The organism is Massilia sp. Root133 (genome assembly GCF_001426525.1).
Taxonomy (GTDB): Bacteria; Pseudomonadota; Gammaproteobacteria; order Burkholderiales; family Burkholderiaceae_D; genus Telluria; species Telluria orientalis.
Window position 1 is genome coordinate 187183 of record NZ_LMEW01000031.1, and the last position, 14717, is coordinate 201899.

At 69.9% G+C, this 14717-nt stretch carries 13 protein-coding genes; 7 read left to right on the plus strand and 6 right to left on the minus strand.

Translation table 11 applies throughout. The annotated features are described in order from the left end of the window. Positions 1-5: 5 nt before the first annotated feature. Both ASD28_RS18915 and ASD28_RS18920 read left to right on the plus strand, forming a co-directional pair. Positions 6-1592 (plus strand): tryptophan halogenase family protein, encoded by a 1587-nt coding sequence (locus ASD28_RS18915; protein ID WP_200948849.1) that lies wholly within the window; start codon positions 6-8, stop codon positions 1590-1592. Further along, positions 1593-3089, plus strand: a complete 1497-nt coding sequence (locus ASD28_RS18920) for a glycoside hydrolase (RefSeq protein WP_200948848.1) — start codon at positions 1593-1595, stop codon at positions 3087-3089. It abuts the gene before it with no gap. A 2-nt stretch (positions 3090-3091) separates the two neighbouring features. Here ASD28_RS18920 and ASD28_RS18925 read toward each other — a convergent pair whose 3' ends face one another. The 6 genes from ASD28_RS18925 to ASD28_RS18950 all read right to left on the minus strand — a co-directional run bounded on the left by ASD28_RS18925 (position 3092) and on the right by ASD28_RS18950 (position 7535). Next, the gene (locus ASD28_RS18925; protein WP_056131520.1) at positions 3092-3928 is read right to left on the minus strand and encodes an EamA family transporter; all 837 of its coding nucleotides are present in this window, start codon (positions 3926-3928) and stop codon (positions 3092-3094) included. Continuing rightward, the gene (locus ASD28_RS18930; protein ID WP_056131522.1) at positions 3925-5160 is read right to left on the minus strand and encodes an MFS transporter; all 1236 of its coding nucleotides are present in this window, start codon (positions 5158-5160) and stop codon (positions 3925-3927) included. Before ASD28_RS18930 ends, ASD28_RS18925 begins: the two co-directional genes overlap by 4 nt. Before the next feature lie 73 nt (positions 5161-5233). Continuing rightward, on the minus strand, positions 5234-5914 hold the full coding sequence (locus ASD28_RS18935; RefSeq protein ID WP_056131526.1) for an HD domain-containing protein: 681 nt from the start codon (positions 5912-5914) through the stop codon (positions 5234-5236). After that, on the minus strand, positions 5895-6563 hold the full coding sequence (locus ASD28_RS18940; protein WP_056131529.1) for a ribonuclease HI family protein: 669 nt from the start codon (positions 6561-6563) through the stop codon (positions 5895-5897). Before ASD28_RS18940 ends, ASD28_RS18935 begins: the two co-directional genes overlap by 20 nt. Positions 6564-6613: 50 nt before the next feature. Continuing rightward, positions 6614-7180, minus strand: coding sequence for a binary toxin-like calcium binding domain-containing protein (locus tag ASD28_RS18945; protein ID WP_056131532.1), 567 nt, complete (start codon positions 7178-7180; stop codon positions 6614-6616). 136 nt (positions 7181-7316) lie between these two features. After that, a complete protein-coding gene (locus ASD28_RS18950) occupies positions 7317-7535 on the minus strand; it encodes a hypothetical protein (protein WP_056131533.1) in 219 nt (72 codons plus the stop codon). A 197-nt stretch (positions 7536-7732) separates the two neighbouring features. Between ASD28_RS18950 and ASD28_RS18955 the strand changes: the two genes are divergently transcribed. From ASD28_RS18955 to ASD28_RS18975, 5 genes are all read left to right on the plus strand, one after another. Beyond that, positions 7733-10756 carry a penicillin-binding transpeptidase domain-containing protein gene (locus tag ASD28_RS18955; RefSeq protein ID WP_056131536.1) on the plus strand — a complete coding sequence of 1008 codons (3024 nt, stop codon included), beginning with the start codon at positions 7733-7735 and terminating at the stop codon, positions 10754-10756. Between the two features lie 142 nt (positions 10757-10898). Next, positions 10899-12119 carry a hypothetical protein gene (locus ASD28_RS18960; protein ID WP_056131539.1) on the plus strand — a complete coding sequence of 407 codons (1221 nt, stop codon included), beginning with the start codon at positions 10899-10901 and terminating at the stop codon, positions 12117-12119. Further along, the gene (locus ASD28_RS18965) at positions 12112-12675 is read left to right on the plus strand and encodes a hypothetical protein (protein ID WP_056131542.1); all 564 of its coding nucleotides are present in this window, start codon (positions 12112-12114) and stop codon (positions 12673-12675) included. The genes ASD28_RS18960 and ASD28_RS18965 overlap by 8 nt, the downstream gene beginning before the upstream one ends. Then, positions 12672-13706, plus strand: a complete 1035-nt coding sequence (locus ASD28_RS18970; protein ID WP_056131545.1) for a hypothetical protein — start codon at positions 12672-12674, stop codon at positions 13704-13706. The genes ASD28_RS18965 and ASD28_RS18970 overlap by 4 nt, the downstream gene beginning before the upstream one ends. Next, positions 13703-14695 (plus strand): hypothetical protein, encoded by a 993-nt coding sequence (locus ASD28_RS18975; protein WP_056131547.1) that lies wholly within the window; start codon positions 13703-13705, stop codon positions 14693-14695. Before ASD28_RS18970 ends, ASD28_RS18975 begins: the two co-directional genes overlap by 4 nt. Positions 14696-14717: the final 22 nt, after the last annotated feature.

Here is a 14717-nt window from a genome sequence, read left to right on the forward strand (position 1 = left end):
CCGACATGAGCGAACGCGCCGCGGGTCTTTCCGCGGCGCGCTTTTTGTGCACGCGATCCAAAGGGGACAGGATGGACAAGGATAGATGGATTGGGAAGGTTGTCATCCTCGGCGGCGGTACCGCCGGATGGATGACGGCGGCCGCGTTGTCCCACACGTTTGGGCACGCCGTCGAGATCGTCCTGGTGGAATCGGACGCCATCGGCACGGTGGGCGTGGGCGAGGCGACGATTCCGCCGATCCGCGCGTTTCATCAACTGATCGGCATCGATGAAGCCGAGTTCATACGCGCCACCGGGGCGACGTTCAAACTCGGTATCGAATTTCGCGGCTGGCGCAGCGAGAGTTCGACATATTTCCACCCTTTCGGTGCGTACGGGGTGGAACGCGACATCGGCTACTTCTTCCAGTACTGGCTGCGTTTGAAGGAGAAGGGGCAAGTGTCGGACTTCTCCGAGTTCTCGCTATGCACCCTGGCAGCGCGACATAACGTATTTGCGCCTGCGTCCGAACGGCCGGGCGATCCGCTGCAGCATCTCCAGTCCGCCTATCATTTCGACGCCGGCCGCTATGCGACATACCTGAAGGGGGTTTGCCTGGCGCGCGGGGTGGCCCACAAGATCGGCGACATGCTGACGGCGGAACGCAACCCCGAAAACGGGTATATCACAGGCCTGAAGCTCAAGTCGGGCGAGCTTGTGCCGGGTGACTTGTTCATCGACTGCTCCGGCGTGCGCGCCATGCTTCTCGGGCAGGCGCTGGGTGTCGAGTATGAAGACTGGTCGCGTTGGTTGCCGATGAATCGCGCCTGTGCGGTGCCTTGTGAACAAAAGCTGGCACTGACGCCCTACACGATTTCCACCGCCAGACCTTTCGGCTGGCAATGGCGGATACCTTTGCAACATCGCGTTGGTAACGGTGTGGTGTATTCGAGCGAATTCGCCACGGATGAAGCGGCAGAGCGGTGTCTGCTGGATGGATTGGAAGGGGAGCCGCTCGCGCCGATCAACCGCATCAAGTTCACGGCAGGAAGGCGCAGGACGCCGTGGACCAGGAACGTGGTCGCCATCGGGCTTGCCAGCGGGTTCCTGGAGCCGCTGGAGTCGACCAGCATTCATTTCATTCAATCCAGCATCCAGCGGCTCATCCGCTATTTTCCGGATGCCGGCTTGTCTCCGGTGTGCGCACAGGCTTTCAACAAGGAGGCGAGCCGGGAAGTCGAAAACGTCAGGGATTTCCTCATCCTGCATTACCACGCTACGGAACGTGACGACTCGGCATTATGGCGCTACGTAAAAGCCATGCAGATCCCGGACAGTCTGCAGGAAAGAATTGCGCTGTTCCGTGAGCGTGGACAACTGAACCTTGCTGCCGAAGAACTGTTCCAAAGTACGTCATGGCATGCCGTCCTGTTGGGGCAGGGTATTCGACCAAGAACCTATATGCCGACCATGGTCCTGCAAGACGACGCCATGCTCGCGAATGCATACGGCAATCTGGAGCGCAACTTCAAGAAAATCGTGTCGAGGTTGCCGGATCACGCCGCCTACATCAAGGAACACAAGCTGACCTCGACCATGGAGAATCGCTGAATGAGGTTTCGCAAGGTACTGCGCTACATGGTTGTCATCGGATTGGGTGTCCTGGCAAGCGGCGCCCATGCCGAACATGCCGACGAAAAGCCGGCGCCGGTTGCCGTCGCGATCAACGTCGACTGGCGGCATCCGGCGCCACCGTTTGAAGGTTGGGGAACCGCGCTTGCCTGGTTTGCCCATGTGACCGGGAAATTCGCCGAGCCGCAGCGCACCCGGTTGGCCGATTTGCTCTATGGGCGGGACGGTCTTGCACTGAATATTGCGCGATACAATATTGGTGGCGGCAATGCGCCCGGGACACCATCGTATTTGCGGCCCGGTGGAGACATTCCCGGATTCTGGCGCAAGCCGGATGGGTGGAATCCGGACGCCGACGATGCCTGGGACTGGTCCGCGGATGCCGGGCAGCGCTGGTGGCTCGATGCCATCAAAGCGCGGGTCACGCCGCGAGATCTGATCCTCGAGGCGTTTTCGAACTCGCCGCCGTATTTCATGACCCGCAGCGGGCTCGTTTCCGGCAACGTCAATGGGTTGGAGAACAACCTTCGTCCGGGATTCGAAACGCAATTTGCTAAATATCTCGCGCGCGTCACGGCGGAGCTCGAGCGGCGGCATGGTATCCGATTCAGGACGCTGTCTCCGGTCAACGAGCCGAATACGCCTTATTGGTTCTCCACCAATAAACAGGAAGGCGCACATTGGTCGCCGGAAGCGCAGTCGCGCATGTTCATTGCGCTGGCCAAGGTCTTGACCGAATACGGCATGAAGACGGAGATATCCGGGCCGGATGAAACCAATCCCCAGACGTTTTTCGTCGATTGGGCCGGCCTGTCACCCGATGCGAAAAGCGTCATCCGGCAACTCAACGTCCATACCTACGAATGGATCGGAAAGAGTGGGGTGCGGGATATTGCGGAAACGTCCGGCAAACGGTTATGGATGTCGGAAGTCGATCTATCGCCCAGCAATGTGCGGGAAGACATCAACGACATGCGCCCAGCCATCGCGCTCGCGCAGCAGATCGTTACCGACATCAACAGCATGAATCCCCGCGCCTGGGTCCTGTGGCAAGCCATCGAAAACAGGTCGTCCGATCCAAAGAACAGCTCGAACTGGGGATTGATCAAGGCTGATTTTTCAAACCTGGAGCGACCGGACTATCAGATCACGAAGAAATTCTGGGCGTTTGCCAATTTCACGAGATTCATCAGGCCGGGCTTTCGGTTCCTGAAATCCGATAACCCGGATGCGCTGGTGGCTGAAAATCCGGAAACGCATGAAGTCGTCATCGTGGCCGTCAATCCAGGTATCGTGTCGCGGATGCTGGACATCCGGCTGCCGGATGCAAAACGCGGCACGATGACATGCAAGACCTATATGACCCGGGCAGAAGACAGCCTCGCGACCTCGAAACCCGCATCATGCGGCGCCAGGTTGTCCGTGCATGCGCGGCCCATGTCCGTGGTGACCGTCGTTGCGACGCCTCGACAATAGGGTCAGGCCAGCCGCATCGCGACCGCACCGCACGCGATCAGGGTGACGGCCGCCAGCCGTGCGCGGCCGATGGGTTCGCGCAGGATGAAGGCGGCGATCGCGGTCGCGAACAGGATCGACGTCTCGCGCAGCGCGGCGACGGCGGCGACCGGCGCGCGCGTCATCGCCCATAGCGCGATGCCGTACGACCCGACCGACGCGAGGCCGCCCAGCGGCGCCACCAGCGGATTCGCGCGCGCGAACGCCACGAGCGCGCCCACGCGGCCGCGGGCCGTCCAGGCGCATACCCAGGCGCCCGTCAGCAGGAAGATCCACAGCGTGTACGCGGCCGGCGCGCCGGAGAGCCGCACGCCCTGGCCGTCGATCAGCGTACAGGCCGCGATGACGCCGGCCGTCAGCAGCGCGAACACGGTCGTGCGGCGCGCACCGGTGGCCGGCGCGGCGAGCCATAGCCCCAGCACGCCGCCGCAGATCAGCAGCATGGCGACCCACTGGCCGGGGCTCAGTAGGTCGCCCGTCAGCGGCCCGTTGACGATGGCGACGAGCAGCGGCGCGCAGCCGCGCATCAGCGGGTAGGCGTGGCTGACCTGGCCGTCGCGGTAGGTCTCGATGAGCAGCAGGAAATAGGCCGCCTGGACGACGCCCGACGCCGCGATGAACGGCCAGCTCGCCCGCGCCGGTGCCGGCAGGAAGGGGAGCAGCAAAATGGCAACGCAGGCCGACCCCGCCACCACGAGCACGGTCGCGAGTAGCGGCTCGCCGCGCCGCTTGAGCAGCGTGTTCCAGCTCGCGTGCAGCAGCGCCGCGCCCAGCACGGCGCCCAGCACGAATGGCGTCACGCCTGCTCGGCGGCCGGTGCCGTCTCGGGAATGCCGTGGCGGCGGAAGTAGCGGTGCGCGACGAGCAGCGCGGCCGCCTGCATGGCCGCGCACAGGAAGAATGGCCCGCCGACGCGCCAGTCCTGCGGCGGCAGATGGCTCGCGGCGCCCAGCAGCAGGGTGCCGACGAGCGGCGAGACGACGAGGCCGACGCTGCTGATCGATTGCAGGGAGCCCATCAGTTCTCCCTGTTCGCGGTTGGACGACGATTTCGACAGGATGCCCTGCAGCGCCGGTCCCGCGGCGAACGACAGCAGGTTGCAGAGGATGAAGACGTACATCATCCAGCCGTGCGTCGCGATCGCGTACAGGAAGTAGGTGACGGCGCCGGACGCGAGGCCGATCAGCGACAGCCGCACTTCGCCGAAGCGCCGGATCAGCGGCGCGAGCAGCCCGGCCTGCACGACGATCGAGCACACGCCCACGCAGAACAGGGCGATGCCGTTGTCGCGCGGCGTCCAGTCGAAGCGGAACGTCGTGAACAGGACCCACGTCGACTGCAGCATCATTTGCGCGAAGGCGACGAGCGTGTAGACGGTGATCAGGCCGCGGATGTCCGTGCGGCGCACGAGGCGCAGCAGGGAGCCGAACGGGTTGATGCGCGACCACTGGAACGCCGCGCGGCGTTCGCGCGGCAGCGATTCCGGCACGGCAAAGTAACCGTAGACGAAGTTCGCGGCGGACAGCGCGGCCGCCACGTAGAACGGCAGGTGCAATCCCATATTGCCCAGCAGGCCGCCGAGGATCGGCCCGCAGATGAAGCCGAAGCCGAACGCGGCGCCGATCTTGCCGAAGCTTTTCGCGCGGTTCTCCGGCGTGGACACGTCCGATGCGTACGCGGACGCGACGGACATGCTGGCCGACGACGCCCCGCCGATCACGCGCCCGATGAACAGGCAGGCGAGGTTCGGTGCCCAGGCGGTCGCGAGGAAGTTGATGCACATGCCGCCCATCGAATACAGCAGCACGGGGCGGCGGCCGATGCGGTCGGACAGCGCGCCCACCATCGGCATGAACAGGAATTGCATCAGCCCGAACGTGGCGCCCAGCACGCCGTACCACAGCGCCTGCTGCGCGCGGTTGTCGACGAATTCGCCCACGAGGCTCGGCAGCACGGGCACGATCAGGCCGATGCCGAGCATGTCGACGAACACGCAGATGAGGACGAAATTCAGGTTCGCGCTTTTGGCCATGGGCGTACCGGGACGATGCGGAAAACGTCTATGGTAGCACCGATTGCCCGGCAGACAACTGCGTGCTTTTCGATCAAGCTGCCACGTGCGGGATGCCAGTCCATTCGGCCGCGAAGGCGCTGCGGAAGTCCGTCAGGATCGCCAGCCGTTGTGCGGCGAGGCGGCGGCCGGCGTCCGTCTGCATCATGTCCGGCAGGCGCGCCAGCTTCGCGTCGATGTGGTCGAGCGAATACGATTTGTCGTCGAGCGGCCGGTCCAGCGCGAGCGGATCGCTGCCGTGGGCGAGGGCGCTGCCCATGCGGCCCGCGATATAAAACATGCGCGCGAGGCCGACGGCGCCGAGGCCGTCCAGGCGGTCGGCATCCTGCACGATGCGGGCTTCCAGCGTGGTCGCGGGGATGGCGGCGGAAAAGCTGTGCGCTTCGATCGCGTGGGCGACGGCGGCCAGCTTGTCCGCCGGAAAGCCGAGCGCCGCCAGCCGCTCGCTGGCCAGTTCGGCCGACAGGCGGGATGCAATGCTGCGGCGCGGGTCGTCCTTCGGCACGTTGACGAGGTCGTGCAGATAGCACGCCGCCAGCACGACGAGCGGATCGGCCTGGTCGTGGTGCGCCAGCAGCGCCTGCGCATTGCGCCAGACGCGTTCGAAGTGGTTCAGGTCATGGGCGCCGTCGGGGCCCTGGTCGGCGACCGCCTGTGCGGCCAGTTGGGCGAGGCGGGGCCGCCAGCCGTCGAGTTCAGGATGGAGTGCTTGCATCGGTCTCTAAGTCAATGAGGGCGCGCTGCGACAGCGCGTCGGCCCCGGTGTTCTTGTGGCGCGGCACCCAGCGCAGGCGCACGTCGGGGAGGAGGGCCAGCAGCGCCAGCGCCCGGGCGCGATAGCCGGCCAGGGCGGGCGCCGCGTACAGGTCGGGGCCGGTGACGTCGTCGATCACGACCCGGCTGTCGCCGTGGATGGTCAGCTCGTGCGCGCCGTGGGCGGCGGCCGTTTCCAGCAACGCGATCAGCGCGCGGTATTCCGCCTCGCTGCTGTTGCCGTGGCCGGCCGGCTGGGCGAGTTCGACGACATGGCCGTCGGGGCCTTCGATCCGCACGCCGATGCCGCAGCGGCCCGGGTTCGGTTTCGCTGAGCCGTCGAACCACGCGCGCCATGCGGTCGGCTGCGCATCGCGCCGTGAGGTCGCGGCGGCTTTTGCGGAGGCGCGGGCCGCATCGCGCGCCGCCTGGGCGGCCAGCATGCCGGTACGCACCTCGACGAGGGCGGCGAGGCCCGCCGCGCCGGCCGCCAGTTCCAGCGTGCGGCGCAGCGCCACGTCGGCGGACAGTCCTTCGGCCAGCGCCAGGCGGCGGCTGGCCGCGCGCTCGGTCTTGTAGGCGATCCTTGCCAGGTCGGGGAAGTTGTTCATGCCGAGAGGATACTACAAAGAAAAACAGCGCCGGGGCGCTGTTTTCAGGATTAGCGGCGGTAGGGATTGTCCGGCCGGCGATCCCAGCGGTTCGGCACACCGTCGCCGTCACGGTCGCGGTCGTAGCGGTTCGGCACGCCGTCGCGGTCTTCGTCCCAGCGGCGGCCGTTGCGCTCGTAGCGGTCGGGGATGCCGTCGCGGTCGCGGTCCCGGTAGTACGGCCGGTCGTTGTAGTACGAACCACGGTCGTAGTCGCGGTCATGGCGGCGCTCGAAGCGGTCGGGCACGCCGTCGCGGTCGCGATCGGGGCCGTAGGGCGTCCACGCGGCAGGCTGCATGTACCAGCCGCCATTGCCCTGGTACCAGGCCGGTGCGCGGTAGACATAGCCCGGACGCTCGGCGACCCAGTAACCCGGCGCCCACGTATGGCGATGGCCGGACCAGGCCCAGTAGCCGGGTGCCCAGACATAGCCGTGGCGCGGCGCGGGGACGCGTTCGTACAACGGGGCCGGCGGGGCGGTGCTGATGGTCAGGCTGACATTGCTGTAAGCCATGGAAGGAAGCGGTGCGGCGGCGGCGCCGATGGCGATCAGGGTGGCAAGTGCGAGGCGTTTCATGTCGGTCTCCAATCCGGACTGCGGATGTGACCAATATAGCGCGGCGGGCAGAACGATTCAGCGGTTGAAGCAGACTCTTACATCTGAAACAGATTGTGTGCGGGGACGGCGGTGGCGACCGTCCCCGCGCTGAACATCATGCGCGGCTCCGCACGCGTTCCAGCGCCAGCATCTGCTGCTTCTCGACCGGCGTCAGGCGCTTGGCGGTGACGTGCACGACGGGGATGCCGGCGGTCGTCGCGAGGACGGGTGCGGTCGCCTGTGCGGGCTTGGCGCTGTCGAGTGCCGTACCGCCGGCGGCGGCCAGGCTGAGTGCGACGATGAAGGCGGCTTCCATGTGCTTGATGACGTTCATGATGCTCTCCTCGGGGTTGGATGCGGCGTTGGGTGATGAAGCGCTTGTCGATGTGTGTACTGTAGCCACAAGGGTTCCTGGTCTCCACCTGCGTGCGACGAACCGCACGAAATGCGGGACGAAGCGCAGATATGCGGGACTGGCTTTCATCCGCCCCCGGCTAGGCGCGCACGGACACAACGAGGGAGAACCCAGCGATGATCGGAACGCTCGTCGAGGCCGTCGCGGCCAACCGGACGCGCTTGCGGCGCGCGCGCAACCTGCGTGCCGGCACGCGCACGCACGTGGCGGCGCAGCCGCGCGCACGCGGGCCCGCGCCGCTGCGCTGGCTGACGGCAGGCTGCGTGCTGCTGGCCGTGGCGGGCGCCGCGCTCATCGTCGTGCACGCGCGCTGGCTGGCCGCTGCCGGCGCGATGCCGATGGGCGACGGCGCTTCCCGCCTGACGGCCGTGCTGCCGGGCGTCGCGTTCACGGTGCCCGACAGTCCAGGGGTGACGATGCACATGCACGGCGGCGCGGCGCTGCTGATCCTGGCGGGCATGCGCGGCGGACCGGCGCAGCGTGTCGACCTGTGCGACCAGCTCGCCGACCGCACGCGTCCCGGCCGCCTGCTGCCGCTGCGGATCGGCTGGACGTTCGCCGACGCGGCAGGCCTCGCTTCCCCGCGCAACGTGTTGCTGGCGGAACGCCCGATGCCGCGCGTGCGCGTCGACGGCCGCGCCGGGGCGCCGCTGGACGTGCATTGGGACGGGGAGGCGCGGTGGGTCGGCGCCGCGGCACGGCTCGCGCCGGGCAGCGAGGGCTGGCTGGCGTGGCGCGACGGCGCACTGCGGCTGCGCCACCGGCCGAGCAACGCTTGCCCGGCCGCCGGCGAACTCTTCGTGCAGCTGTACCGCCCCGCACCGACGCCACGCGCGCTGGTCGTCGCCGTGCCGGCGCACGGCGAACCGGTCGAGACGCTGCTGGCGCCGGGCGGCTACCGCGTGCCGGCATCGCCCGCGGCCACGCTGGAAGACGAGCAGCTGTTCGCCCAGCTGCAGGCCCGCGGCCTCGTGCGCCTGGGTGCGAACGGCCTGGCCGAACTGGCCCCGCCGGACCTCGCCGCATGGCGCGCGGCCGGCAAGACGCCGTGGGATGACGTGAACCTCGACGGCGACGCGCTGCGGCTGCTGGAGCGCTTGTATCGCCGCGCCGACGGCGATTTCGTGCGCGAACAGGTCCGCGTCTTCAATGCCGAGCGGCGGCTGCTCGCGTGGCGCCTGCCGGCCGGCGCGACCGCCGGGTGGCGCGCGGAAGTCGTGCAAGGCACGGCCGCGGTGCCCGTGCCGCTGGCCGACGACATGCCCCCCGCCACCGCCCGCCTGTTCGCCCGGCTGCCGCAGGGCTGGGCGCCGTGGCAGCGGATCGGCGCGTGGCCGGCGGACGGCGGCGTGGCCCGCCTGCGCCTGACCGTACCCGCCGGGACGGCGAGTCTCCGGCTGATGCTGGCAGGCCGCCTGCGCCACGTGGCCGGCGCCCGGTTGCGCACCGATCCGCAGCCGGGCTGCGACGGCCGCGCGTGCACTGCGCCGGACGAGGTGCAGGTGCTCGACCTGCTGCCCGACGCCGCCGACATCGTGATCGATGCGGAACCGCTGGCCCAGGGTGCGCTGGCCACGCCGGGCGATGCGCGTTACCGCCACCTCGTCGCGCGCGACGGCCGCCTCGCATGGCAGGCGCTGGGCGCGGCCGCGCCGCGTCCGTCCGTGCCGCTGGCGGACGTCGTGCTGGGCGACCGCAACGGCATCCCGCTGTGGCGCGACGGTGCGCCGACGGAGGCCGCCCGCGTGGCCGGCCTCGCCACGATGCTGGGCGTGCGCGCGGGCCAGGCGGGCAGCGTCGCCACGTCGCTCGGCCGGGTGCCGGGCGACCGCCACACGGCGCGGATCACCCTGGACCTGCGCCTGCAGGCGGCCGCGCAGGCGGCGCTCGACTGCATCGCGATGCGGCGCGGGCACTGGGATGGCCGCGCCTGCACGGGCGCCGGTCCGGTGCCCGCGGGGCGGCAGGCGGGCGTCGTCCTGCTCGACACGGAGACGGGCGCGATCCTCGCCGCGGCCGGGGCGGGCATGCCCGCCGTGACGCAGGAAAACTGGCGCGAGGCGCGCGACTTCGATCGCGTCGACCCGGCCGCCAGCCCGCTGCGCCTGCCCGCGCTGCAGCACGACGGCGGCGCGGAGCGGGCGCCGGGGTCGACGTTCAAGATCGTCAGCGCCCTCGGCCTGGAACTGGCCGCACAGTCCGACCGCCAGCTGGACGCGTTGCTGGACGGCCTGCCGCTCGCCGGCATCAATGCCGCCGCGCACGAACGAGGGTTCGCGTTCCGCACCGATGCGCCGACGTATCCGGTCGACGGCCGCGTGCGCATCACGAACTTCCGCGACCAGGGCCTCGACCGGCGCGCCCAGGACGGCCGGCTGGGCCTCGCCCAGGCACTGACCTACAGCCTGAACACCTGGTTCGCGTGGACGGGAGAGCTGTCCGACCGGAGCCTGCTCGGCCGGCCCGACGGCGGCGTGCCCGACCTGCAGCCGTTGGAACCGGGCGCGCTGGACCCGGTCCGGCCGATCGTCGCGATGGCGCACCGGCTCGGCTTCGGCCAGGCGCTGCGGCTGGACGGCGGTTTGCTGCCGGCGGATGGCGGCTGGTCGGCGTGGGACGCGCTGCAGGCGACGCCGGCCGCCATCGACCCGGTCCACACGCGCCACGAACTGCGTCAGATGGCGATCGGCCTGCGCATGCAGGCGACGCCGCTGCAGATGGCGCTCGTCGCCGGTGCCGTCGGGCAGGGGCGGGCGATCGTGCCGCACCTGCTGGGGGAACTCGACGGCAAACCGGCCGCACCGTCGAACGGCCCGGCCCTGGGCGTGCGCCTCGACCGTGTGCGCGCGGGCATGAAGGGCGTTGTCGACGTGGGCACGGCGGCCGGGGCCTTCCGGGCGCCCGCGCTGGCCGGCATCCGGCGCGGCCTGTCAGGCAAGACGGGGACGGCGCCGGTGGGCGACGGATCGCTGGCGACGGTCTGGTTCACGGGCTGGCTGGAGCCGCACAGCGTGCCGGGGCAGGCGCACCGGCTGGCGGTCGCCGTCTTCGTCAGCCGCTCGGAAGCCACGGGCGGCGCGCATGCGGCGCCCGTCGCGGCGGCCGTCCTGGGGGCGCTCGCCGCCAACGGGTCGAATTGAGGGGTATTTGCCGCTCATCTGCGCGCCTCAACGATGTGTTTCTATGGCATGATCTGTTGCGGACACGTCAAAAACCTGCTGCGACGGTTTTTCAGGTGCCCTTATGGTCCTGCTATTAGCGGCCGAACATCGAAGAGGATTTATGCGTTTGCCGGGAACCCGGTACCAGGAGCCGGGCTGGGAAGAAGTGCGCAAGTTGCTGGGACAGTGCTCGCTCGCCGCGCTGCGCGGTCTCGATGGCGCACATCCGGACCTGGAAGACTACGTGGAGCGCATGACGGACCAGCTGACGGCCCAGCGCCACGGGGCCCGCGCCCGGGCGGCCGGCAACGGCTACGGCGACACGGTGCACGAGCTGGCGGTGACGCTCGTCGTCGAGCTGCGCGCCCGTCCGGCCGACTGGGACGCCCTGTGTGCCGCGCTGGCCGACGGTCCCGCCGGCGACGCACTCCTGCGCAAGAAGGTAAACGACATGTACGCCGTGCTGCGCGACCGCGTCGACGCCGACAACTACCAGGCCGCCTGCGGCCGTCCGTGCAGCCCGAACCGTATGTACGCGTACCGGATGCTGGACACCGCCTACCACGACATCGCCCGCCTGTTTGCCAACTGGCGCGCGCACCGGGCGCAGGTCGGCGCGATCCTCGGCCGCGCGATCGCGGACGGCGCCGACCCCATCGAAGTGCGCCAGCTGCGCACGATCCACGACTGCCGCGCCGAGTGGATCCTGCGCTGGAGCGCCTCGCTGGAGGACTTCGGCGGCGCTCCCGGGCCGCTGCACACGCGCTCCAAGCGCTTCGCCAGCCTGAAGACGAGTCCGGACCGCATCGCCGCCATGCTGCGCGAGATCGGCGATTACGAACAGCTGTCGGCCAACCGCGACGAGGACTGGCTGCAGGACCTGGACGACGCGTCGGTCTGGGTGGAAGATTACTGGCGCGTGCTGCAGGAATCGGACAGCGCGGCGACGCCCGGCCCCGACCGGATCCTGGAAGCGCGGCAGGATGCGCTCGACGCTGCGGCGCCGGAACCCGATCCGGCGCCGGAGGAAGCCGACCCGCGCCTCGAGACGCTCGCGCTGAGCGTTTCACTGCCCCCCGGCTATGTGGCGCAAGCGGTGCCGGACGGCCTGCTGGCGGCCGAGGGCCTGCCGGTGGGACTGGCCGTGTACGCGAAGCTGCTGGGCCCCGACGACGCGTCCTACCCGGACGCGTGGCGCGACCCGGCCACCGGCGCGCTGCCGACGATGCAGCAGCTGGCGGCACTGGCCGAGGTGTCGCTGCCGACGTTGCGCAAGCGGCGCGACGCGGCGATCGCCCGGATGACGGCCGCCTTTGACACGAAGCGAGGACGCGATGCATAGCAACGACACGAGCTCACGCCGGCTGCAGGAAGCCCTGCTGCTGGCCCGCCGCAAGGACGGCGACCGCCTGATGCTGGACGATGCCACGCTGGCCGCGGCGCTGGACGGCAGCCGGCCGCTGACGTCCGGCGAGCGGGCCGCGCTGCAGGCATCGCCGCTGACCGCGCGCCGGCTGCGCCATCTCGCGCTGGCGCGGCGCGCCGCCGCATCGACCGCGTGGCGCGGCAGCCGCGGCGCGCTGCGGGCCGCGAGCAGCGGCGCACCGGAAACGGTCGTGACGGACGACGGCTGGTGGACCCTGCATTTCATTGCGGCCGGCGCAAGCTGGCGCACGGTCCTGCAGCTGGCGCCGCAAGCCCCGTTCGCGGAAGCGCTGCTGGTCGCGCGCGCGCCGCTGCGCGTCGTGGACGGCGCCGGCGGCGTGGTGTTCGCCGGCCAGCTCGATGCGGACGGCGAATGCGAAGCCGCCTGGCCGTTTGCCGCCGCACCCTCGGACCATTTGCAGGCGCACGGCGCCCGTTTCACCGTCGAACCGTTGGAGGCGGACACACCATGATCCCATTCTTCAAGCGCGCCGCGCCCGTTCACGATGCCTGCACCCTGGGACGCACGGCCGTCGCGCTGCCGCTGTCGCCCGGTTGCGGCGCGCCGGCGGGCTGCCCCGTCGTCATCGTCGACGCCGACGGCCGCCCGCGCCGCGCCACGACGCCGGCCGGGAAAAAGGTCGAGCTGCGTCCCGGCGAACTCGCCTGGGCATTCCATCCGGGGCCGTACACGATCGCCGTGGTCCCGTACGCGCAGGCGCCCGAGATCGGCCTGCGCACGACGTTCGCCATCGACCCGCAGGACCCCGCCGCCGCGGGCAAGCGCTTCGACCTGTACCTGGCCGCGGAAGCGGATGGGCGCGTCGACCTGGCCGCGCTGGGCATGAAGGTGGAAAGTGCGGTGCGCAGCGCGCTGGAACAGGGCGCGCTCGAACTGCCGCCGTGCGCGGACATCGACGAGTGGAATGCGTTCCGCCAGGGCCTGAACCGCTTGCTGTACCTGCGCTTTGGCCTGACCGTGGACGATTGCGTGCCCGTCGAACTGGACGGCATCGACTACGCGGCGCAACTCGCCGCGCGCGCAGCCGGAAGCACGGCGGCCGCGGCGCCCGCACCCGTGGCGGAGAAGGTCGTGCCGGACCTGGCCGACGCGAAGGCCATGCGCCGGCTGTTCCTCGAACTGCCTTGCCTGATGTGCGGCCTGCGCTTCGGCGCGCTGCCGAACGGGCAGGAACAGTTCCGCCAGCAGCAGGCCTTGCTGCAGCGCCTGGACCGCCTGTCCGTCGAGATCACGACGATGCCGGCCCTCGTGCTGGCCGCGCCCGGGCAGCCGCTCGCGCTGGACGAGCAGCTGCGCCGCATGCGCCACAGCCGCCGCGCGACCGTCGCGCTGGACGAGGCGTGGGCGCTGCTGGCCCGCCTCGAAGGCGCGCAGGGAGAGCGCCTGGCCGCGCTGTACGACGAGGCCGAGCGCATCGTCGCCAACCTCGAAGCCGATTGCGCCGGCCGGCGCGCGGCGAAACACGTCGCGGAGGCGGCATGAACGTACCCCAACAGGCCGCATGCCGCACCCGCCTGCCCGACGGCACGCTGCTCACCGTGACGGCCACGCGGCGCGAGCGCGCGGGCCGCGCTGACGTCAAATGCACCGTGCCGGGCGACGCGGCATTGGCCGAACGCCTGCAGCAAGTGGTCCGCCTCGCGCGCCACACGGAAGCGAAGATCGACAGCCGCGACCAGGTCGTGCTCAGCGTCGACCGGTTGCCTGTGGGGCGCGACTGCGAACTGGCGTTCGTGCTGGCCGACCGACTCGTGCGCCGCGTGTGGCATGGACGGGACGTGGTCGCCAACGGCTGGTCGGATGCGTGGCAGCTGGGCCGTGTGGACGGCCACGACGCGCCGAACGCGTCGCCGGACGCGCTGCTGGGCGGGCCGGACGGCCTGTCCCACCTGGGCCAGCTGGACGGCCATCCCGATCCCGGCGCGCGCGTGTCCAGCGCCCGCGCGTGGTTTCCGCTGCACAGCGGGGGAGACGGCGACGGCCTCGGTTGGGTCGAGGTGAGCGTGCACCCGCTGGAGGGCGAACGCATCGAGGAGGAACAGACGATCGCCGTGGCGGGCGCGGACGCCGCGCGCCAGCTGGCGGTGCGCCAGGCGCTGGCCGGTGCGCGTCATTTCGATGGCCGCGGTCTCGGGCGCTGGCGCACGACGGTGCGCTTCAGCGACGCCGCGTTCGCCGGCCGCTCGTACGAACTGGCCCTCGTGCTGGCCGACCGCATCGCGCGCGGCCGCGAATTCATCCCGCGTGCGCGGCTGCTGGCGACGGGCTGCTCCGACTCTTGGCATGCGGGCCGCGTGGATACGGTCGACGGGCTCGCGCCGAAATGCGCGCTGCTGCTGCGCGAAGCCGGGCCGGGCGACCGTATTCTCCTGCCGCATGCGTGGCGCGATGCGCTGCCGGCCGGCTTCGCGGACGACGTCCGTGCGCGCGGCGCGAGCGTGGCGTGCGTGGAGCGGATCGGAATCATTTGATGTAGGCTTGCAGGTGAGCCGG